Annotated in this window: 19 protein-coding genes; 8 read left to right on the forward strand and 11 right to left on the reverse strand. The window is 62.0% G+C overall.

Annotated features, from left to right (window positions below; translation table 11 throughout):
- Positions 1-32: 32 nt before the first annotated feature.
- Both FHR21_RS17320 and FHR21_RS17325 read left to right on the forward strand, forming a co-directional pair.
- Positions 33-611: a VOC family protein gene (locus FHR21_RS17320; protein ID WP_184100612.1), complete on the forward strand. Its 579-nt coding sequence runs from the start codon at positions 33-35 to the stop codon at positions 609-611.
- A gap of 11 nt (positions 612-622) precedes the next feature.
- Positions 623-1,630 carry an aldo/keto reductase gene (locus FHR21_RS17325; RefSeq protein WP_246427302.1) on the forward strand — a complete coding sequence of 336 codons (1,008 nt, stop codon included), beginning with the start codon at positions 623-625 and terminating at the stop codon, positions 1,628-1,630.
- Between the two features lie 3 nt (positions 1,631-1,633).
- Here the strand turns inward: FHR21_RS17325 and FHR21_RS17330 are convergent, their stop codons facing one another.
- The gene (locus FHR21_RS17330; protein WP_184100614.1) at positions 1,634-3,040 is read right to left on the reverse strand and encodes an MFS transporter; all 1,407 of its coding nucleotides are present in this window, start codon (positions 3,038-3,040) and stop codon (positions 1,634-1,636) included.
- A gap of 116 nt (positions 3,041-3,156) precedes the next feature.
- On the opposite strand from FHR21_RS17330, the gene FHR21_RS17335 reads away from it, so the two are divergent.
- Complete coding sequence (locus FHR21_RS17335; protein WP_221235238.1) at positions 3,157-3,747, forward strand: isochorismatase family protein; 591 nt, start codon at positions 3,157-3,159, stop codon at positions 3,745-3,747.
- Between the two features lie 20 nt (positions 3,748-3,767).
- On the opposite strand, the gene FHR21_RS17340 is transcribed toward FHR21_RS17335, so the two are convergent.
- From FHR21_RS17340 to FHR21_RS17355, 4 genes are all read right to left on the reverse strand, one after another.
- Complete coding sequence (locus FHR21_RS17340) at positions 3,768-4,289, reverse strand: cupin domain-containing protein (RefSeq protein WP_184100616.1); 522 nt, start codon at positions 4,287-4,289, stop codon at positions 3,768-3,770.
- A 31-nt stretch (positions 4,290-4,320) separates the two neighbouring features.
- The gene (locus tag FHR21_RS17345; RefSeq protein ID WP_184100618.1) at positions 4,321-4,878 is read right to left on the reverse strand and encodes a hypothetical protein; all 558 of its coding nucleotides are present in this window, start codon (positions 4,876-4,878) and stop codon (positions 4,321-4,323) included.
- Positions 4,879-4,956: 78 nt separating this feature from the next.
- Entirely contained in the window at positions 4,957-7,086 is a 2,130-nt protein-coding gene (locus FHR21_RS17350; protein ID WP_184100620.1) for a TonB-dependent receptor, read from the reverse strand.
- Between the two features lie 213 nt (positions 7,087-7,299).
- The gene (locus FHR21_RS17355; RefSeq protein ID WP_184100622.1) at positions 7,300-7,629 is read right to left on the reverse strand and encodes a putative quinol monooxygenase; all 330 of its coding nucleotides are present in this window, start codon (positions 7,627-7,629) and stop codon (positions 7,300-7,302) included.
- Between the two features lie 86 nt (positions 7,630-7,715).
- On the opposite strand from FHR21_RS17355, the gene FHR21_RS17360 reads away from it, so the two are divergent.
- Positions 7,716-8,564, forward strand: coding sequence for an oxidoreductase (locus FHR21_RS17360; RefSeq protein ID WP_184100624.1), 849 nt, complete (start codon positions 7,716-7,718; stop codon positions 8,562-8,564).
- An 18-nt stretch (positions 8,565-8,582) separates the two neighbouring features.
- On the opposite strand, the gene FHR21_RS17365 is transcribed toward FHR21_RS17360, so the two are convergent.
- Positions 8,583-10,070 carry an MFS transporter gene (locus tag FHR21_RS17365; protein WP_184100626.1) on the reverse strand — a complete coding sequence of 496 codons (1,488 nt, stop codon included), beginning with the start codon at positions 10,068-10,070 and terminating at the stop codon, positions 8,583-8,585.
- A 277-nt stretch (positions 10,071-10,347) separates the two neighbouring features.
- On the opposite strand from FHR21_RS17365, the gene FHR21_RS17370 reads away from it, so the two are divergent.
- Positions 10,348-12,024 carry an MFS transporter gene (locus FHR21_RS17370; RefSeq protein WP_184100628.1) on the forward strand — a complete coding sequence of 559 codons (1,677 nt, stop codon included), beginning with the start codon at positions 10,348-10,350 and terminating at the stop codon, positions 12,022-12,024.
- A 9-nt stretch (positions 12,025-12,033) separates the two neighbouring features.
- Here the strand turns inward: FHR21_RS17370 and FHR21_RS17375 are convergent, their stop codons facing one another.
- From FHR21_RS17375 to FHR21_RS17395, 5 genes are read right to left on the reverse strand one after another with little or no spacing between them, the layout of a single operon-like run.
- Complete coding sequence (locus FHR21_RS17375; RefSeq protein ID WP_184100630.1) at positions 12,034-12,513, reverse strand: VOC family protein; 480 nt, start codon at positions 12,511-12,513, stop codon at positions 12,034-12,036.
- Positions 12,510-13,082 carry a chromate resistance protein ChrB domain-containing protein gene (locus FHR21_RS17380; RefSeq protein WP_184100633.1) on the reverse strand — a complete coding sequence of 191 codons (573 nt, stop codon included), beginning with the start codon at positions 13,080-13,082 and terminating at the stop codon, positions 12,510-12,512. Before FHR21_RS17380 ends, FHR21_RS17375 begins: the two co-directional genes overlap by 4 nt.
- A 4-nt stretch (positions 13,083-13,086) precedes the next feature.
- A complete protein-coding gene (locus FHR21_RS17385) occupies positions 13,087-14,916 on the reverse strand; it encodes an FAD-dependent monooxygenase (RefSeq protein WP_184100635.1) in 1,830 nt (609 codons plus the stop codon).
- Positions 14,909-15,802, reverse strand: coding sequence for a fumarylacetoacetate hydrolase family protein (locus tag FHR21_RS17390; protein WP_184100637.1), 894 nt, complete (start codon positions 15,800-15,802; stop codon positions 14,909-14,911). The genes FHR21_RS17385 and FHR21_RS17390 overlap by 8 nt, the downstream gene beginning before the upstream one ends.
- Before the next feature lie 26 nt (positions 15,803-15,828).
- Positions 15,829-16,884 carry a phosphotransferase family protein gene (locus tag FHR21_RS17395; protein ID WP_184100639.1) on the reverse strand — a complete coding sequence of 352 codons (1,056 nt, stop codon included), beginning with the start codon at positions 16,882-16,884 and terminating at the stop codon, positions 15,829-15,831.
- A gap of 155 nt (positions 16,885-17,039) precedes the next feature.
- Here FHR21_RS17395 and FHR21_RS17400 point away from each other — a divergent pair, with 155 nt between their 5' ends.
- From FHR21_RS17400 to FHR21_RS17410, 3 genes are all read left to right on the forward strand, one after another.
- The gene (locus tag FHR21_RS17400) at positions 17,040-18,074 is read left to right on the forward strand and encodes a TIGR03857 family LLM class F420-dependent oxidoreductase (protein ID WP_184100641.1); all 1,035 of its coding nucleotides are present in this window, start codon (positions 17,040-17,042) and stop codon (positions 18,072-18,074) included.
- 24 nt (positions 18,075-18,098) lie between these two features.
- A complete protein-coding gene (locus FHR21_RS17405) occupies positions 18,099-19,355 on the forward strand; it encodes a cytochrome P450 (protein WP_184100643.1) in 1,257 nt (418 codons plus the stop codon).
- Positions 19,356-19,517: 162 nt separating this feature from the next.
- On the forward strand, positions 19,518-20,669 hold the full coding sequence (locus tag FHR21_RS17410) for a cytochrome P450 (RefSeq protein WP_184100645.1): 1,152 nt from the start codon (positions 19,518-19,520) through the stop codon (positions 20,667-20,669).
- The last annotated feature ends 39 nt before the right edge of the window (positions 20,670-20,708 follow it).

The raw sequence follows: 20,708 nt of genomic DNA on the forward strand, positions 1-20,708 counted from the left end.
TTGACCGGCAAAATTGGACAGGAGAGATGTTTATGCCCCGGCCGGCCCGCTTCGCCCATGTGGTGCTCCAGACCTTTGACCTGAAGCGTCTCGTCGACTGGTACACCTATGTCTTCGATCTCGAGGTCTATGCCGAGAGCCCGCGCGCGGTGATCGGTTCGTACGATGAGGAACACCACCGCTTCGCCTTCACCCAGTTTCCGGGCGAGAAGGTCGAATCCTTTTTCAACCCGCTCAAACATGTCGCCTATGCCTATGACACGCTCGGCGACCTGATGGCACAGTACAAGCATATGAAGGCACGCGGGTATCACCCCGTCGAAAGTGTCAACCACGGCCCGACGCTGTCGCTCTATTATGCCGATCCCGACGGCAATGGGGTCGAATTTTTCGTCGACCGCTTCGCGACGATGGAGGAATCGAAAGCCTTCATGGCGTCGCCGGCGTTCCAGAAGAACCTCTTCGGCTATTATTTCGATCCCGAAAAAGCGCTAGCGGATTTCGAGCAGGGCGTGCCCGCAGAAAAAGTGTGGGAATATGATCAGGAGGCGGCTGACCGGCATCTCGAAGCGCAAAAGGCCAAGGCGGCCGCTGCCGCACCCACTTCTTGACGGCCCTCGACATGGACATGATCCAGCCTGAAGCGCCGCCGGACGGCGCTGCGCCCTCGCATGCGTCTCGCCGCCGGCTCGGGGCGACCGACGTGCAGACCATACCGTTCGTGCTCGGCGGCAATGTGTTCGGATGGACCGCAGACAGGTCGGCGAGCTTTGCGATTTTGGACGCCTTTGCAGCCAATGGCGGTACCCTCATCGATACTGCTGATTCCTATTCGCGCTGGGCGCCGGGTCATCACGGAGGCGAGTCTGAAGAGATGCTCGGCGCATGGCTCGCCGCATCGGGCGCGCGCGCGAAGATTCAGATCGCAACCAAGGTCGGGGCGATGCCGGGTGAAGGAGGAAAGGGTCTTGCGCCATCGCGGATCGCCGCGGGATGCGACGCGTCGTTGCGCCGCTTGGGCATCGATTGCATTGACCTTTATTACGCGCATTGCGACGATCTCGACACACCGCAGGAAGCCGTACTTGAAGCTTTTGGAAAGCTCATCGACGCAGGCAAGGTCCGCGCGATTGGTGCGTCGAACTTTTCGGTAGCACGCCTGGAGTCAGCTCGCGCGCTGGCAGCGGACGGAGCGGGCCCGCGGTTCGATGTCGTGCAGCCTGGCTATAATCTGATCCGTCGTGACGAATATGAAGGCGCTCTCCAGGATTTCTGTGTCGCCAACCATATCGGCGTCGTTCCGCATTCGGGGCTCGCGTCGGGATTCCTGACCGGCAAATATCAGTCGCTGGCCGATACCGAAGCCCGGGCGCGGGGCGCCCGGCTGGGGTCGCTCTTCGACGCACGCGGGTTGGCTGTCCTCGCCGCGCTGAAGCGCATATCGAACGAGACGGGCGCTTCGCCCGCGCAGATTTCGCTTGCCTGGCTCACCGCGAAGCCGGCCGTCGTGGGCCCGATCGCCAGCGCGACAAGTGTTGCGCAGCTCGAGGAGCTCATGCAGTCGGTCGAGCTTGTGCTCGACGGCGAGCATATCGCGCTGCTCGACGCGGCGGGCCGCGATCCCGCCTGACGGTCAACGCGCCGGCGCGGCTGCTTCGACCAGCGGCGACGTGCCCGCCGGGTCGCTGTCCAATATCGCCTCGTCGGCCTGCGATGCGCCGAAGAGCGACTCGTTGGTGGCGACGAACGGCGCGAAGGCGCGCCACGAGCAGAAAAGAAAGAGCAGCCCCGACGGCATCGAAACGCAGAGAATAGCATAACGCAAAGCCGCATCGTCCCGAAAGACATAGTCGGTGATGAACGCCGTCGCGCTGGGCCCGAGCGTCCAGCCGATCAAGCCGCTGGCGAGCAGCGACAGGGTGACCACCCGGCCGCGCATGCGGTTCGGCGTCACCGCCTGGTACATTGAAGGCGTTGCAGCAAGCGTGACGCTGGTGCCGAGGAACAGCAGGCCGATCGCGGCGTAGCTTAGCGTGAGGCTAGGGATGAGCGGGAAGACGATCAGCGCCGGAATCTGGATTGCCGCAGCGACGAACATCGGCCGCAGTCGCGCGCCTTTGGCGCCCGTGTTTGCCCAATGGTCGCTGAGCCAGCCGCCGATGAGCAGCCCCACCGTGCCAGCGCCGATCATCAACGATCCGAGGACCAGCCCCGCACTATGCGGCTCGACGCCATGCGAACGTTCGAAAAAGCTCGGCATCCATGGGAAGATCGAATTGTTGATGAGGCCGAGCGCAACCTGGCCGGCGATAAGGAAGCCGAAGGTCGCGCGATTGGCAGAGAGGTAGCGGCGGAATTCCTCCGGGTCCGCAACCGCGGCTGAATGCCCCTGTTCCTGACGCGGTACCTCGCGGACGAAGAGGAGGAGCAGGGCGGCGATCGGACCGGGAAGCGCGACGGTGAGAAAAACGATGCGCCAAGGCTCCATCCCGCCGAACAGCGCCGACGCGCCGCTCAGCGCTTCGATCAGCGCCCCGCCCAGGATCAGCGATGCGCCGCCGCCGGCCATGATCGCGATGACATAGATGGCGAGAGCGCGGCCGCGCCTTCTGGGTTCGACATAGTCGGCGATCAGCGAATAGCAGGCAGGGGCAAGCACCGCCTCGCCGATGCCGACCCCGGCGCGGCAAATCAGGATCTGCCAATAGCTGGTGGTGAAGGCGGTCAGGCCGGTCATCAGCGACCAGCCGAGCACCCCGCCGATCAGGAGCATCGGCCGGTGCTTGCGGTCGACAAGCCCGCCGAACACCGGTCCGAGAAGGGCATAGAAGAGCGAAAAAGACGCGCCGCCGAACAGGCTGAACTGCGTGTCGGTGATATCGAACGCCTCGCGCATCGGCGCCACGAGCAGCGAGGGCAGGTTGCGGTCGAGCTGCCCGAGCATCGTGACCACCATCAGGATTGCGATGACCAGGACGGCGTAACGAAACGGCGGATAGGGCGACGCTATCGGCTGGAGGCTATCTTGCGCATCCTGCATGTCCAATCTCCCGGAATATCGCTGCGGTCCTATTGAACCTTGGTCGTCACGCTAGTTGGATATTGACATGTGTCAAGCGCGAGGGCAGGCCGCTTGATAATGAGAGGGAGAGGCTGATGACGCTGTTGGATATCGATCCCAGCACCACCGCACTGGTTGTTGTCGATCTGCAAAACGGCATCGTAGCGATGGACACGAAGCCGCATCCGTCGGGTGCGATCGTCGACAACAGCGTCCGGATCGCGCGAGCGCTGCGGCGGGCGGGCGGCACCGTGATCCTTGTCCGTGCGACGATCAGCGCCGACGGCGGCGATATGCTCGCGCCGCCGTGCGATCAACCTAGGCCGCCGATGCCGGCTTCGATCCCCGCGGACTATTTCGATCTTGTCCCGGCCCTGGCGCCGGAGGCCGGCGACCTTGTCGTCACAAAACGTCAATGGGGTGCCTTCTACGGCACCGATCTCGAACTGCAACTGCGCCGCCGCGGTCTCAAGACGCTGATCCTGACCGGCATCGCGACCAACTTCGGTGTGGAATCGACCGCGCGCTTCGCTTTCGAACTGGGGTTCGAGCAGATTTTTGTCAGCGACGCGATATCGGCCGCGAGCGAGGCGGCGCATGATGCCTCGCTGGCGGTCTTTGCGCGGATGGGCCACGTCCGGCCGGCCGATGTGGTCGTCCAATCGATCGAGACCGCACGCACATAGGTCTATCGCGGCCGGCGTTGCTATTGTTCCCACTTCCGCGCGATCGCTTCCGCACCCCATTGCTGCAGCACGGGATCCTCGGCCGCCTGTTCGGGGGTGATGGCGCCTGAATTGAGCGCCGCCATCAGTTTCGCAAGTGCGATCGTCGTCGGATTCTCGTCGCTGTTTTCCGGCGTCATCGCCGACTGCTTCGAGAAAATCTCGATCGAGAAGGACCCGCCCTTGCCGATGAGGAACGGACCATATTCCTCGCCGGGGAGCGAGGTGGAGACATCGCCTGGGCCGAGAATGGTGCCATCTTCGCGGATATGCGTTCCCTCAAGCACCATTTCCAGGCGATGGCAGGGATGGCTGTGGCGCGGTGCGACGAAGCCTTCCGGCATGCGCAGGACGAGCGCCAGCGGCGCGTCGAGATTGTCTTCCTCGCCGAGGACGAACAGCGCCGCCCGATGGTGCTGGGCTTTGGCGAGCGTCGTTGCGTAGCGCAACCGGCGTGGGGCTATGGCCCAGAAATCGGCGTCGTCCTGGAAATGATATGGCATGTCTATGTCCTCGATCTCGATCTCGATCGCATCATTCGGCGGGCAGCACGGCGCCGATGCGTTCGAGCTCGCCCTTCCAGTCGCGCGCCAGCTCTTCCTTCCCCCAGCGCGCGAGCTCAGGGCTGCTACGAAATTCGTCGGCGGTCATCGTGCCATCGTTGACCGCTTCGACCAGCTTGGCGACGGCCGCGGCGGCCTCGCTTTTTTCCGCATTGGTATGGACCATTGCGGCGCCGCGCGAAAACAGCTCGAGCGAATAGGAACCGCCTTTGCCGACAACGAACGGTCCATATTCCTCGCCGGGCTTGTTGGTCGAAATGTCCCCGGGCTTGAGCACCGTCCCATCGGCGCGCGTGTGCGTGCCCTCGATCATCAACTCCATGCGGTAACAGTCGTGGCTATGGCGCTGCGATACATAACCCTCGGGCATGCGCACGAAGAGCGCGAGCGGGGCGTCCAGATCGTCGGGCTCGCCGAGCACGAACATCGCCGCCTTCATGTCGCGGATCTCGGCCAGTCCGCGGGCGTGCTTCAGGCTGGGCGGCGCGACATGCCAGAACTCGGGATCGTCGTGAAAGAAATAAGGCATCGCTCTACTCCTCGTTGTTCGACGCGGGACGCCGGTCGACCCGCGGCCCGAACCGGTTTATCTTAACATATGACAAGCTCATAATTTGAAGTCGAGGGACACGCCGAAGGTGACCGGCCGCGCGTAGGATCCGTTGATTCCGCTCGCGCTCGGCGACGCGTGCATCAGATAGACCTCGTTGAGCAGATTTTCGCCCCACAGCGAGATGCTGTAGCGATCGTCGTCGGGGCGCCAGGTGATGCGGCCGTTGACGAGCGTATGCGCCGGCTGCCGGATCCGTTCGCCCGGGTCCCAGTAAAAGCCACCATTGTGCGAGACGAGCGGCGAAATCTCGATCGCGCCCCCTCCGACCGGGATCGTCAGTGTGCCGCCAAGGTTGAAGGTAAAGTCGGGCGACCGGATCAGATGGTTGCCGCTGGCGTCCTCGGCGACCTGCACATTGCCGCGCGGCTCGCCGTTGATGATGATGGGATTGAACACCGATGCGTCGGTGAAATCGACATAACGGGCGTGGTTGTAGGCGAGGCCGCCGAACAGCGTCAGATTGTCGTTGACCTGATATGACGTATCGAAGTCGAAGCCGTAGATTTCGGCCGATGCGGCGTTCTGCAGCACGGTGACGGCGACATTGCCGACCTGGTTCGCAATCTGCACCTGGATGTTTTTATAGTCGTAATAATAGGCGCCGATGTTGAAGGTGAAGCCGCCGCCGCTCCGCTTGAGGCCGACTTCATAGGCGGTCACTTCTTCGGGATCGACGGGGACCGGGGTCAGCGACGGCAGGTTGAAGTTGCCGGTCTTGAACCCGCGGCTGAACGACGCATAGATGTTGGTGCTATTCGACAGATCGTAGCGAAGCGAAACGCGCGGCGTGAACGCATCCCATTTTTCGGTCGTGTCGACCAGCGGCGGCCCGCCGGTTCCCCCCACTGCATGCTTGCGTTCGTCGCTGTAGCGCAGCCCGGCGATCAGATGGACGCGATCGGTGAAGTCGACATTGGCTTCGCCATAAACCGCGACCGCGCGCGTCTTGACATAACCCGAGACGACGACCGGGCCGCTCTTGAGGAACAGCTCCGATTTATCGTCATAGAAGAAAGCCCCCATCGTCCAGTTGAACGGGCCGTCGAGATCGCTCGTGTAGTTCAGATCCTCGGCAAAGGTCTTGTTGTTGATGTTGTAATCGCGTCCAGGCGGACCCGCGGGCGAGCCATCGGTGTCCGAATAGACGCTCGGCTGGGCCTTTTGGATGCTGGTGATCGAGCTGATCGTGCCGCCGCCCACATCCCAGCTGATGCGCAGATTGGCGTCTTTGACGGTGGCGCCCGACACAGGATCATCGTTGAGAACGACCTCATAGCGGCTGGCCGGCACCACGAAGTTCGGACCGATGAAGGCGTTGTTGCCGCCAAGCGGACGATAGCTGTAACCGGTGTTGTCGCGGGTGTAGGCATAGTTGGCGCCGAGCACGATCTCGAGATTGTCGGTCGGCTGCCATAGGATTTTCCCCCGGACAGCGCGGGTACTCACCGTGCTCAGCTTATGCCCGTTGAACAGGTTGGTCACGAAGCCGTCGTCGTGGCGATAGAGTCCCGAGACATTCACCGCGAGCGTGTCCGACAGCGGTAGGCTGGCATAGACGGTCGCCTTGACCGCGTTGAACCGGCCATAGCTCAGCCCGCCCTTCAGGCTGGCATCGACCAGATCGGGATCGGACGTGATGATACGGATCGCGCCGCCGGTCGAATTGCGGCCGAACAACGTGCCCTGCGGACCCTTAAGTACCTCGATGCGCTCGACATTGTTGAATTCGAGCGCGTTGCCCACCTGGTTGGGCTGGTAGACGCCGTCGATGTAAAGCGAGACGTTGGCGTCGGCGCCCGGCGTGGTCACCAGGGTGCCGATACCGCGGATCGTCGGCTGCGCGTAGATGCCCTGGACCGAATAGTTGAGGCCGGGCGTGACCAGCGACAGGTCGCGCGCCGAATCGATATTATTGGTTTCGAGCGCTTCGCTGGACAGGGCCGTGATCGAAATCGGAACGTCGCGCAGGCGTTCCTCGCGGCGCTGTGCCGTAACTACGATATCACCGCTATCGCTGGCCGTCTGCGGCGCGGGTGACGGCCTTCCCGGCGTTTCCTGCGCCGACGCCGATACGGGTGCCAGGGCGATGACCGCCGCACCCAATAATAGATAAGACTTGCCCATGTTTTTCCTCCCACCTGGTCAATCTAAGTCGACTTTGGATGGGAGCTTATATTGAAGTTGACACCTGTCAAGTTTTTTGTTGGAGATCTGGCCTTTCCTATCCGGCTGCGTCGGGGTGGTCCGCACCGCTGACGGGTGTGCCGACATCGAACCGGTACGCTCGACGCCGCGCTTGAAGCATGTCGGCGCCCGCCCCGCCCCAGCGCCACCCGGCTATCGCGTCGAGTCTTTGGGAGCCGATTGCAGAAGGCCGATCCACTCGTCCGCCGCCCAGGCCCGCAGGTCGACGATGGTAATGCCCAGCTCGCCGATCATATCCGAAAATGCCTTCTGGCGTGGACTTTTCCCATTTGCTAGAAATGCTTCGGGCGTATCCCAACGTTCGGTCAGATGAAGACGATGCGGGTCGGTGCAATCGACCGCTATGCTGCAATGCGCGCAACCGGGCTGTGCGGCGACGCTCGCCATATGCTCTGCGGCGACGGCCCCGGCGGCGTCGAGGTTGCAGTGACGAAGGTCGAGGATGCCGATGACAATGATCATGGGATTTTCAGATTGTCTGGAAGTTGACATATGTCAATGAAAACTCCAATATTTTGGCGTTGGAATAGGGAAAGGCGGAACGACAAGTGACGGAACTTTGGTTGATAACCGGCGTCAGCTCGGGCCTTGGCCGATCGATGGCGATCGCGGCGCTGGAAGCGGGATTTGCCGTCGTGGGAACCGTGCGCAACGAGGTGGACGCTCGGTCGTTCGAGAATCTGCCGGGGTGCGCGCACGCGCGCATATTGGATGTCGGCGATCATGGCGCGATCCCGGATGCGATCGAGGAAATCGAGCGCACACTTGGGCCGGTTTCGGTCCTCGTCAACAATGCCGGCTATGGGCGGGAAGGGCCGCTCGAGGCGATCGCCGTTTCCGATTTGCAGCGCCTGTACGACGTCAACCTGTTTGGCGCCTTGAGGCTGTGCCAGGCGGTCATCCCGTCGATGCGGGCGCGCGGAGCCGGCCGGATCATCAATATTTCGTCGGCCACCACCCTCGGCGCGGCACCCGCCATCGGCGCCTATTCGAGCAGCAAGGCGGCGCTCAACTGTCTCTCGGAAGTTCTCGCAAAAGAAGTGGGCGCGTTCGGCATCAAGGTGACCGCGGTGCTACCGGCATCGTTCCGGACCGATTGGGCAGGCCGCTCGCTGACCCGGACCGAGGAGGGCGACAGCCATTACGGCCATCTTGCGGAAACCCGCGCTGCGCGTGCGGCGCGGGACGGACGGCAGGCAGGGGATCCTGCCCGGTTCGCAGCCGCCATCCTGGCCCTTGCCGCCGATGAAAACCCGCCGCTCAACCTGCTCCTTGGCGCGAGTGCGCTACGCGGAGCGCGGGCCCGGATCGCGCAAATGGAAGCCGAGGTCATCACCAGTGAACCCGCCGCGCTCGCCACCGACTTCGATTCTCCGGTCGACTTGTCCGCCGCCTGAGCCGGCGCGCGGCGTCCTTCAGATCCGCCGCGGCGAGAGGTCCTCATCGGGCGGTAGCAACGCGCCGTCGTCCGCGGGCAGCGGTGCGCCGCGTTCAGCCAGGATTCTGAGATTATTCTCGTGCCGCTCACGTGTGATCGGGAAGAAGGAGACCACGACGATCGATCCGCCGATAAAGAGGGTGATCGAACCCATCCACATCAGAACGAGATGATTGAGGACGTCACCGTCGACTTGGCCAGGATGGGCGCGGACCGGAAAGGCGACGAAGGTCAGAATTAGCCCGGCGATGAAGACGCCGAAGCTTGAAACGAACTTGCGCGCCATATTGTCGGCGGAAAAGACAAGCCCTTCAGACCGGCGGCCGGTCCTCACCTCGCTCTCCTCGACGACATCGGCCACCATCGAGGGCACCGTCGCGACACCGATCACGAACATCACCTGCGAGATGACAGCTTCGGTCGCAAGATAGGCGAAGAGCGCTGATCCCTCTGGAAGCAGGCCTAGGAGTTGCAGCGTTGGTGAGGCCAGCGTCGTGGTCAGGGCGAGCGCGGGAAATAATATCGCGGTGAATTTCTTGCCGTAGCGGCGAACGAGCACAGGGGCGAGCGCGACGCCAAGCAGGCTGGCGGGTATCTGGATCGTGGCCAGGAGTGCAACCTGGCCTTGGCTGAGCCCCCAGAAATAGAGGTTGAGATATACTTGCAGCGACTGGGTGACCCCGACTCCGGTCGCATAGATCGCTCCCGCAGCCGCGATGATGATGAACGCCTTGTTGTCGAGCGTCTGCTTCATTTCGCGGAGGAAGTCCCGGAAAGCCAGTTTGCGCTGCGGCGGGCTGCTCAGAAACGGGATGAAGCGATGGGTCGAATAGGTCGATACAAGAATCGTGGAGAAGATCATCAGCCCGCCGACGAGCCCCAGCATATGGTAGCCCTCTGGGCTCGAAACGCCGCCGCCGCCGTTCGCGGTCTCGCGCATGAACCATTCATAGCCGGCGAGCACCATCAGATAGCCACCCCCCATTTCGAAGGCGCGGCGAACCGCGATGAGACCCGTACGGCCGGCATAATCCGACGTCAGCTCCGGGGCGAGCGAAACGGCGGGGAGCTCGAACAGCGTATCGCAGAATCTTAGGACGAGCAGGCAGCCGAGCAGATAGAGCGGCAGTGCGGACGGTGACAGGAAATCCGGCGGCGACCAGATCAGGAAATAGGCGAGCGCGGTCGGCAGCGCCGCGGCATACATCAGCGGATGGCGACGGCCCCAACGCGTTCGCAAATTGTCTGATACTTGTCCGACGAACGGATCGACGAGCGCATCGAAGATTGCAGCGATCATCATCACAGTGGCGACTGCGGCAGCGGGGACTCCTATGGCCTGGCTATAGAAGATCATCAGAAAAGCGTTCGATGTCCGCAAATTGATGCCGGTTCCCGTCGAGCCCAGCCCATAGAGAATCTTCGTTTTGGCCGTAAGCGCCGGCCTTGGCTTGTCATCCACCATCAGGTGAGGCCGTTCGCAAGCCGTACTGGCGCGGGAAGGCTTTTTTCGTTCCCGCGCATTCCTTCGGTGATTCTAGTGATTGTCGCTCTCCCTTTTCGCCACACAGTTTGCAGCTGCGTACTCATTGAAAATTCATTGACACATGTAAATTTAGAAAGACATATCGACTGGAGCATTTGCATGCAACAGCAGAAACACAGCGAAAATTATGTTCCGAGCATCCATAAAAATAAGTAGACAGATGTAAATTTCTGGATCGCGGAGCGAGAGGGGCGATGTGAACGAAAGCCAAAGTCACCGCACGTGGGCACCGCTACGCTTCGGCAGTTTCCGAGCCATCTGGCTCGCGAGCCTTGTTTCCAACTTCGGGTCGGTCATCCAGACCGTTGGCGCGTCATGGTTGATGACAACCCTCGATCCGAGGGCCACCATGGTCGCGCTCGTCCTGTCAGCGACAACGCTGCCGATCCTCATGCTCGCCGTTATGGCCGGCGCGATCGCCGACATCGGCGACCGGCGCATTATCATGCTGACGGCGCAATATGCCATGCTAGGGGCCGCGATTGCCTTGGCGACACTGACTCTGCTCGGCTTTATCACACCATGGTCGTTGCTGGTGCTGACCTTCGTCATCGGCTGCGGCACGGCAATATATGCTCCCTCTTGGCAGGCCTCCGTCGGCGACCATGTTCCCAGACCTTACATCGCCGGGGCGGTCGCGCTCAACAGCATGAATACGAACCTCGCGCGGACAGCCGCGCCAGCTATTGGTGGTATGATCGTTGCTCTGGTCGGCTCTCAAGGCGCGTTTGTTCTCAACGCATTCACCTATGTCGGTCTGATTATCGTGTTGACCCGATGGCGTTCTCCTCCCCGCGAAGCGCAATTCCCCCCCGAACCTCTCGGAACCGCGGTCGCTGCGGGGCTGCGCTATGTTCGCGAAACGCCTTCGCTGATGGCAGCGATGCTCCGCGGCCTCCTGCTCGGCGCCGGAGGCAGCGCGATCTGGGGTTTGATGCCCCTCATCGCGCGCGATTTGATCGGAGGTGATGCCACCGTCTACGGTTTCGTTCTGGGCGCCTTCGGTTCCGGCGCGGTCGTTGGAGCGTTGGCCGGCACGCGCATCCGCCGATCGCTGTCGCACGAGCATACAGTCGGCAGTGCGATGATGGTTTATGCTTTGGCATCGGCGATGATCGCATTTGGCTGGCCGTTGCTTCCGTCGCTGACGATACTGGCGTTCGCCGGTTTCGGCTGGGTGGTCGCGGTGTCGACGATGATGATAGGCGTGCAAATGGCATCCCCTCGCTGGGTCGTAGGCCGGACGATGTCGCTTTTTCAGATGGCATTGTTGGGCGGCGTGGCTGCGGGCGCGTGGGGATGGGGGCAGGTGGCACAAGCGATCGACTTGCAATCGGCTTTTCTCGCTTCCGCCGCAGTGATGATTCTCGCTGCATTCACGGGCTTCATACTGCCGCTGCCTCAGCCGCTGATGCCCGAACTCTCGCCGCTGCGTATATTCGATCTCGCATCGGAAGCAGGGGCGCCGCTGCCATTTCGCGGACCCGTGATCATCAGCGTCTCCTACCGGATCCCGTCTACAAGCGCGCACGCCTTTGCGGCTGCGATGGCCGAGCGCGGACGCATAAGGCGCCGCGATGGGGCTCAGCGATGGGCGTTGTTTCGCGATCCCGCCGATCCCGAATCCTGGGTTGAGCGGTTCGAATTTCGTACCTGGGGCGACTACATGCGGCAACGCCATCGATTGACCGTCGCCGATCGTGAAACGCTGGAGGCTGTACGCGGTTTTCACGATTTCGGGCAGGGCGATCCCCTTGTCCGACGTCTTGTGGCGTGGACTGCCGTGTCAGACAGCAAAGCGGAAGCGGTCGCCCCGACCGACCCCTATCTCGACGATGGCAATATAGTTTCTGATGGTCTGGATGGGCGATAAACCATCCGGTCATCCGTCCGCGGGCGCCGAGAGGAGGATGCGCATGCCGTCTGGGTCGGTGCAATAGACATATACCATGCCGTTGGCGGCAACTCGCGCCTCGTCCCGCACCTCGCCACCGCAGGCCTGAATCAGCGCTTCGACCCGGGGAAGCGAGTCCACACATAATCGGATGTGCGTGAGGCCCAGTTGAGCTGCGAAGCTTCCGCTGGGCGGGGCAGGCGAGGCCGACCCGGTTTCGACCAATTCGAGCGCGACGCCGTCGCGCTTTACATAGACCGCGCGTGCCATGCTGCCGTCGTGCATTCCCAATATCGGCCGATAGGCGGGCAAAATATCGAACGGCGTTCCGACCGCAAAACCGAGCGCGCGATAGAAGCCGATCGACCGGTCGAGGTCGGATACCGAGGTCGACAGGCCGCCAACGACGATGCCGTCGACGGCAAGTTCGCGGTTCGGGCCGATCCGGACCGGGGCAGGCTCGCTCATGCCGAGGTCGCGATCGCTGCGCGCTTGCGGGCCCGGCCGACGACGTGCCGCGCGCGCGCGATCGCCATGTTGAAGCGGGTGGCTTGCCGCGCTGCGGGGTCGCCTTCGCTCGCGGCCGGCGCGTGTCGCAGCAAATGCATGGATGCGTCGACGTAGATCGCGTCCCACACCGGAAAGCTGCGATCGAGAATATCGTGATCGCTGGATTCCAGGATCAGGTTGCCCTCGCCGACGGCCAGCAGGCCGACTGCGATCAGCGCGCAGCGATCATCCGGTGAGGGCATGACACCCTGCATGACATAGGCGACGCCGGCGGCGACGATCTTCTCCATCTCACGCAGCGCGGGGTCTGAAACCCCATATTTGCGCAGCAGCTTGCTGAATGTCGTTCCGTCGGCATCATGGCGTCCGATATCGCCGCCCGCGAGGCTGAAGGTGGTCGCCCCTTCCGGAAATTTGTCGGCTGGATCGATGAATTCGAAGCGGGCTTCGGGATCGATAAAGCGGCTGATCAGCCAGGCCGACGCGACACGATCGAAGTGAACCAACCGGCTCGTCACCCAGAACATATGCCTAATCTCCCGAATTCGCGGCCATCGGCTCGGCCGTTTTGGTCGCCGCGCGCGAGCCGCTCAATATTTGCTCGAAAGCATTGCGCAATGTGCCGGCGGGATCGTCGACGCGGCCCAGCGCGCGAAAGGCGACATGCGCATCGGGTCGCACCAGGATCGCGCCATCGTCCCCGATTTCACGCTCGGAGAGCCACTGACCTGACGGATCGGCGACATCTCCGCCCGGTCCAACGCTCCACGCATGAATCGTGATGCCCGATTCCGCCGCAATCTGGGCCGCGGCGTCGTGCCAGCGGCCTCCATTCGCGCCGCTGATCAGCGCAAAGCCACCCATGGGTATAAGGTCGTGCGTGGATAGCCGCCGGTCGCCCTGCGTGAGCCATGCGTGTGGCAATCGCGAACCGGGCCTCGTAGTGGGATAATAGATGTGGCCCATCGGATCGCGTTTGGCCGGCGGCGAGCCATCGTCGACCACCGCGCCGTCTGGGTACACGAAACCGAGTTCGCGGTCGTGCGCGGCATATTCGACGCGCTGGATATTGAGAATCTCGTTGAGCTGGGCGCGCCGTGTTTCGCCCTCGAAACTGTCCTCGACAAGCACCTTGAAGCGCTCGCAGGTTTTCTCCGGACTTTCGCCGGGAACAACGCCGATGCCCGACATGATGAGATAGGCGTTGGTCGACGCGTTGATCGACCAGCGCACATTGCTCGCGGTAACCGGGCGGCGCTCGAGCTCATAGGCGTCGATCAGGCTCGCGGGGGCTAGTCCCTTGGTCACGAGCGCCAGTTTCCACGCAATATTGTGCGCATCCTGAAACCCGGAATTGAGGCCGAGACCGGCGGCGGGCGGATGCTTGTGCGCCGCATCGCCGATGATCACGATCCGGCCGACCTGCATCTTGTCGGCGATCACCGTTTCTAGCGACCAGCGGCTCACTCGCCGTACCGTGAGGGGAACGTCGACTTTCAGAAAGCCGCGAACATCTTCGATCAGTTCTTCGTCGGTTACGGTCTCGCGTTCACCCGGTACGCTCGCAAAGCGTGGCCCGCGCGTGAAGTTCGAAGCCCATTCCTCGCTCCGCCCGTCCCAATGATCGGGACCAAAAGTCAGCAGCGAATTGACGCGATAGGGCTTTTCGGGGTGGAAGATGCGGCGCATGACCGCGTCGTCATCCTTGATATAGCCGCTGAGATCGGCGGCGAACCAGACAGTATAAAAGTCACCCAAATCCTTGTCGCCTATCATTTCGATCCCGAGTGCCGGATTGATCGTCTTGCCGCCGTCGGCTGCGATCATATAGGCGCAGCGGACCGTCATCCGTTCGCCCGACTGGCGATCGAGAACGATCGCGGTGACGCCATTCGCATCCTGCGCAAAGCTCTCGAGTTCGTGATTGAAGAGAATGCGTCCTGGATACCGCGCTTCGCATTGCTCGAGCAGGATTGGCTCGAGCCGAATCTGCGGAATATTGGTCGGATGCGTCGTGCCCTTCTGGTCGTACATTGCCGCATGGTCGCCGCCGCCGAGAATCGAAGGCGCGGCGAATTGCAATCCATCGAGCGGGCCGTCGCCGCCGAGCGATGTCATCCACCGGATGCGGCCGAGGTTTTCGCGTGGAGCCGAGCGTGCATAGATCGCGTCGGCGACACCGTGCTGGCGAAATATCTCCATCGACCTTTGGTTGATATAATGAGCCTTGGGCAGGTGAGATGTCCCCGGGTGACGCTCGATCGTCAGCGCATCGACGCCGAGATCACCGAGGAAGATCGATAGCGCGAGACCGGCTCCGCCGGCACCCACGACCAGAACCTGAGTGTTGAGCTCACGCATTTGCGGTCACCACGCGCGACGCGCCGCGCACCGTGTTGCGCAGCAATCCGATCCGCTCGATCTCACACTCGACGACATCGCCGTCGACCAGGAATCGCCCGTCTTCGAGCGCCACACCGGCGGGCGTCCCGGTGAAGACAAGGTCACCCGGTTCGAGCCGGGTACGCGCATTGATATAAGTCAGCACTTCGTCGACATTCCATTCCATCGTATTGGTGCGGTCGTGCTGGCGCACCTCGCCATTGACGCGCAATTCCATGAGCAGGTCGGGCTCCTTTCCGATCTCGTCGATCGTAACGACCCAAGGCCCGATACCGGTGCAGTCGTCCTGCGATTTCGCCGAATAGAGATCGGCGCCGCGGGGGCCCTTGGCCAGGTCGCGCGCCGATGCGTCGTTGCCGATCGTATAGCCGATGGCGGCATCCATCGGGCGCATGCCCTCGGTCAGCGGCCGGCCGATCATGATCACCAACTCGATTTCATAATCGAGCTTCTGTGTGAGCGGCGGGTAGCGCATCGGATCATCATGTCCGATGATCGCCGTGGGCGCCTTGATGAAGGCCACCGGAACGTCGGGCATCGGATTGCCAAAGGCTTCGACATGCTTCCGGTAGTTGAGGCCCATGCAGATCGTTTTCGAGCAACGATCGACAGGAGCGAGAAGCCGTGTCGATGAAAGGGGCTGTGCAGCCGCAGGATCGGTCAGCGAATTCAGATCGATACCGTCGAACCAGGCAGCCGTCCATTCGGCGAGAGAAATAGTAAAGGGCCGGATAGCGTCGTGCTCGACATCGACGATCCCCCAACAACTATCTTCTCCCATCTCAAAGCGCGCTAGTTTCACTTTTCCCTCTCCATGCCTGCGAATTATGTCAGGACTTGTCACGTGTCAATCAAACTTCTGTCCGCTGGCTATCCCTCGGCGCGTCCCAGAATGGCGCGGGCGGCCTGATAGGCTTCGCCCTTGGGGGCGACGGGCAAGCCGAGCTGCCGAGCCAGCATCCTTGCGCTGGGGCTCTCGGTCATCTGTTGGCTCGGCGTCCGGCCCATCCCTCCGGCGCGGCGGTCGCCCGCGCGGACGCTGACGACCATCATCCGGAATGCGGACAGGATCGAATAATAATCCATATCGACGGTTTTGCGGCCGCTGGCGGCCTCGTAGACCGCGATCGTTTCATCGCGATCGGGCAGGCCGGGCAGGCGATCGACCTCGATGGCCTCCGACATGAGCTCGTCGAAGAAGAGCCACCAGGCGAGATCGGCTTCGCCGGGACCAAGGCGAGCGGTCTCCCAGTCGAGCAGCGCGCTCACGGTCAGATCGTCGTTGAACAACAGGTTGTGCGGTGCTGCATCCCCCCACAAGACATCGATGCGCGGCGACTGCGGCCGGTTCGCCTTGAGATAGTCGAGGGCCGCATTGCCGAGCGGCAACGAACGTCCGGCCAGCGCCCAGTCGTACCAGCGCTCGAGCCAGTCGAGATATTGGCCGAGACCTGTCTCGCCCCGCGCCGGATCGTCGAGAAATTCGAAACCTTCGGACCAAGGCAGCCTGTGGACCTCGGCAATCGCCGCAATTCCGTTGCGCCATAATTTGCCCCGCTCGGCAGGCGCCAGCGCGTGGATCCAGCCGCCGAGATTATAATTGGGAACCTGAGGGGCAATTCGGCCGGCGCACCGTTTCATGACCAGGAACGGCGTGGTCAGCACCGAACGGTCCATCTCGAGACCGATGCATTCGGGAACCGGGATGTTAGAGCGTTCGCCGATCGCAACCATCATGCGGTAGGGCAGGGTGATGTCGGCATCGAGAAAAATATCGTCATCGAACGCGCGCCGGATAACCAACTGCTCCGAACAGCGCCGCCCGCCCTGGTCATAGCTGATGTCGATGAACGAGCTTTCGGCCGAGCGGCCGCCCGCGGTTGGAAAATGAACCGGCGCGACGATCAGATTCGCTGCCTGGGGCATCTGCCGGGAAAGCCACGAAGCGATCCCTTGCCTGATTGTTTCTGGGTCTAGCCGTTGCACTTTTTTTCCTCTCCGCCGCCTCCCCTAAGCGAAGTACTTGTCATGTGTAAAGTGAAACGTTAGGCAGGGGTATAGCAATAAAGGAGAGGAACGCGATGAACCCCAATATCCTGAGTGCCTATGCGCTTCCGGGCCGCGATGCCGATTCGCGGCAGGCGATCCGGCACGCCATCGAGGCGGAGCGCATCGGGCTGGGATCGATCTGGGCGTCGGAGCGCTGGGAAGGCAAGGAAACGGGCGCAATCTGCGGCGCCATATCCTATGCCACAGAACGCGTCGGGATCGTCGCGGGGTTGACTCATTTCACCGGGCGGCACCCGATGGTCACAGCCGGTTTGGGCGCTACGATACAGCGATTGAGCGGGAATCGCTTTACCATGGGAGTAGGTACCTCGTCGCCCGAACGCTTGGCGCGCCAGGGATTTCCTGTGTTCAAAATGGCGCACATGCGTGATTACGCGGACCTGCTGCGCCGACTATGGCGCGGCGAGAAAGTCTCCTACGACGGCATTCTCGGCCGCTTCGACGAGATGGAGTTGCTACAACCGCCCGAGGTGGCGCCGCCAGTCATTCTCGGCGCCACCGGGCCGAAGGCGCTGGCACTCGGCGGCGAAGCCTTCGACGGGGTCGTCCTTCATCCTTTCCTGACCGTCGAGGGCGCGCGGCGCTCGATTGCTATCGTCCGCGGCGCTGCCGAGAAAGCGGGGCGCGATCCCGCCTCGGTAAAGATCACCGCCTGCGTCGTAACCGCACCCGACACGATATCGGATGCCGAAAAGCGCCGCATCGTCGATGCACGCGCGATGACCTATTTTCGGGGACCTCGGCTGGCAACGGCGCTGGTCAATGCCAATGGCTGGGATCCTGCGCCGCTCGAAGCGCTATTGGGTGCGGGCTTGCACGGATCCGAACCGACGGGTGTCGATGCCGAAGCGGTCAAGCGTTTTGCCGAGGCCGCACAAATGATCCCGGCTGAATGGCTGACCGAAGGCGCCGCAGTCGGCAGTGCCGAATATATCGCCGAGCGCTATGCCGCCTACCTTGGGGCGGGCGCAGACGAACTCCTCATTCACGGCAGCACCCCTGACGGCCTCGAAGCCGTCGTCAAGGCCTATGCAGCGCATGGCTAAGCATTTAATCCAAAGGAGAATTCCATGACGGAAGCGGTGGCCGCCGAAAAGATCGATGCATCGACGCTCGATCAATCGAAAATCGTCGATATCGATCTCGGAAGCCCCGAGACGAAGAAAAAAATGCGCGAATTGTCAGCTGCATGGGCGACGGGCGACCCCTTTTATGTTCTGCGGGACGGCTTCGTCTTCGTGCTCTGCTGCCGCCATCGCGATGCGCTCGAAGTCTATCAGGATCCCGAGCGCTTCTCGACCGCGGTACCGCGGCGTCCTGGTTTTGAAATGTTCGACAAGTTCATGGGCGTCCGGGTGCTTACCCAGATGGAGGGCGAGGCGCACGCCCGCGTTCGCCGGTTGATGAACAATGCTCTGGCACCGCGCTCGGTCGCACGCATTGAGCAGGCGATGATCGCGCGGTTCGATGCCTTGATCGACCGCATCGAGGAGCGCGGGCCCGGTGGGCGCTTCGACGCCATGGGCGACTATGGCGAACATCTGGTCAGCGAGGCGTTGCTCACCGTCATGCTGCGCCTGTCGCCGACGCAGAAAGAGATATTCCTCGACATGCACCGCGTGATCCCGCTCATCACCTATACTGGTTCGGGGCATAGCTATCCACAGCAATGTATCGATGCTTTCGCGGCCGCGCGCGTCGCCATCAATGAACTGATCGAGGAACGGCGCGCCAATCCGGGCGACGATTTGATCAGCGACCTTATCGCGGCGCGCGACAACGACGACCGGCTCAATGACGAGGAATTGTTCGACCAGATTTTCACGCTTACCGCTGGAGCCTTGTCGGGCACGACGTTGGGTGCCGGCAATGTCATGTATGCACTTTACAGGCATCAAGATGCGATCGCGGAAATACAAGCGCAACCGGAGCTGTTGCCTGCGGCGATTTCGGAATGTCAGCGCTGGCACAGCGGCGGCTATATGACCTTTCCGCGCTTCGCGACGCGCGACACAGAAGTGGGCGGAACGAAGATTCTGAAAGGCATGGTCGTTCGCGTCTCGCCGCAGGCGGCGCATTATGACCCGGTCGCTTTCCCCGATCCGCTGCGCTTCGACATCCACCGTCGGCCGCGCGATATCGCCTTTGGTTACGGGCCGCACGCCTGTCTCGGGCATTTCCTGGCCAAGTCGATATTGCGCAACGCGGTGTCGCGCCTGTTGACCCGCTTGCCCGGCGCCCGGCTCGAAAATCCGGATATCGCGCTCGATTATGGCGGGTCGGTCGGCGAACTCAAGATCAAGTCGCTGCCTATGCTTGCGAGTTGACTCGTCGCCGGTCGTGGCTTACGTGACTTTACACATGTAAAGACGAATATGGGAGAAGACAGAGTGGTACTCACGAGCGAAGCGCCGCCGATTGACGTCGACGCGCTGGATCAATCGAAAGTCGTGCGCATCGATTTGGGCAGCCAGGAAACGAAACAGCGCATGCGTGAATTGTCGGCGGACTGGGCGAAGCGCGAGCCGATCTACATCCCGCGCGATGGTTTCGTATTCGTTCTGTGTACGCGCCAGGCAGATGCGCTTGAAGTCTATAAAGATGTCGAGCGATTCCCGACTGCGGTACCCAAGAAGCCTGGTTACGAGATGTTCGACAAGTTCATGGGCATCAAGATTCTGGCGCAGATGGACGGTGAGCCGCACAGCCGTGTTCGTCGGCTGATGAACAATGCGCTCGCGCCCAAGGCGGTCACACGGTTGGAAGACCGCATGCGGGCGGCCATCGACCGATTGCTCGACCGGATCGAGGAAAAGGGCGGAAAGTTCGACGCGATGGCCGATTATGGCAACCATCTGATCGTCGAAGGGCTGCTGACGGTGATGTTGAAGCTCAACCCCGAACAAAAGAAGATCTTTACCGAAATGCACCGGGTGATCCCGCTGGTGACCTATACCGAGGCGGGTCACAATTATCCCGACGAATGCGTCAAGGCGTTCGCCGACGCGCGCGAGGCGATCCAGAAACTGATCGACGAACGCCGGGCAGATCCCGGCGACGATCTGATCAGCGACCTGATCGCGGCGCGCGACAATGACGACAAGCTGTCGGACGAGGAGATGTTCGACCAGATTTTCACGCTGACCGCGGGCGCGCTTGGCGGAACCACCAATGCCATCGGCGGAGTCTTCTATTCGCTCTATCAGCATCCCGACGCCATCCGCGTGCTGCAGAAGGAGCCCGAGCTGATTACCGGCGCGGTCGCCGAAGCGCAGCGCTGGCATTCGGGCAGCTACATGACCTTTCCCCGGTTCGCGCAGCGCGACACTGAAGTCGGCGGCACCAAGATCCTGAAGGGCATGGTCGTGCGCATTTCGTCGCAAGCGGCGCACTATGACCCGACGGTCTATGACAATCCGCTGGAATTCGACGTGCGGCGCAACCCGCGCATCGTCGCTTTCGGATCGGGGCCACATGCCTGTCTCGGTTTCTTTCTCGCCCGCTCGCTGATGCGAATTGCGGTCGAGCAGCTGATCACCCGCTTTCCCGACGCGCGGCTCGAAAACCCCGACATGCCGGTGACCTACAGCGGATCGGTCGGCGAGCTCCGGGTCAAATCGCTGCCCATGCTGACGCAATAAAGCGCAGCCCAAGCGACCAACTTCAAGAGAAAGGTACCG

This window comes from Sphingopyxis panaciterrulae (assembly GCF_014199295.1).
Lineage (GTDB): Bacteria > Pseudomonadota > Alphaproteobacteria > Sphingomonadales > Sphingomonadaceae > Sphingopyxis > Sphingopyxis panaciterrulae.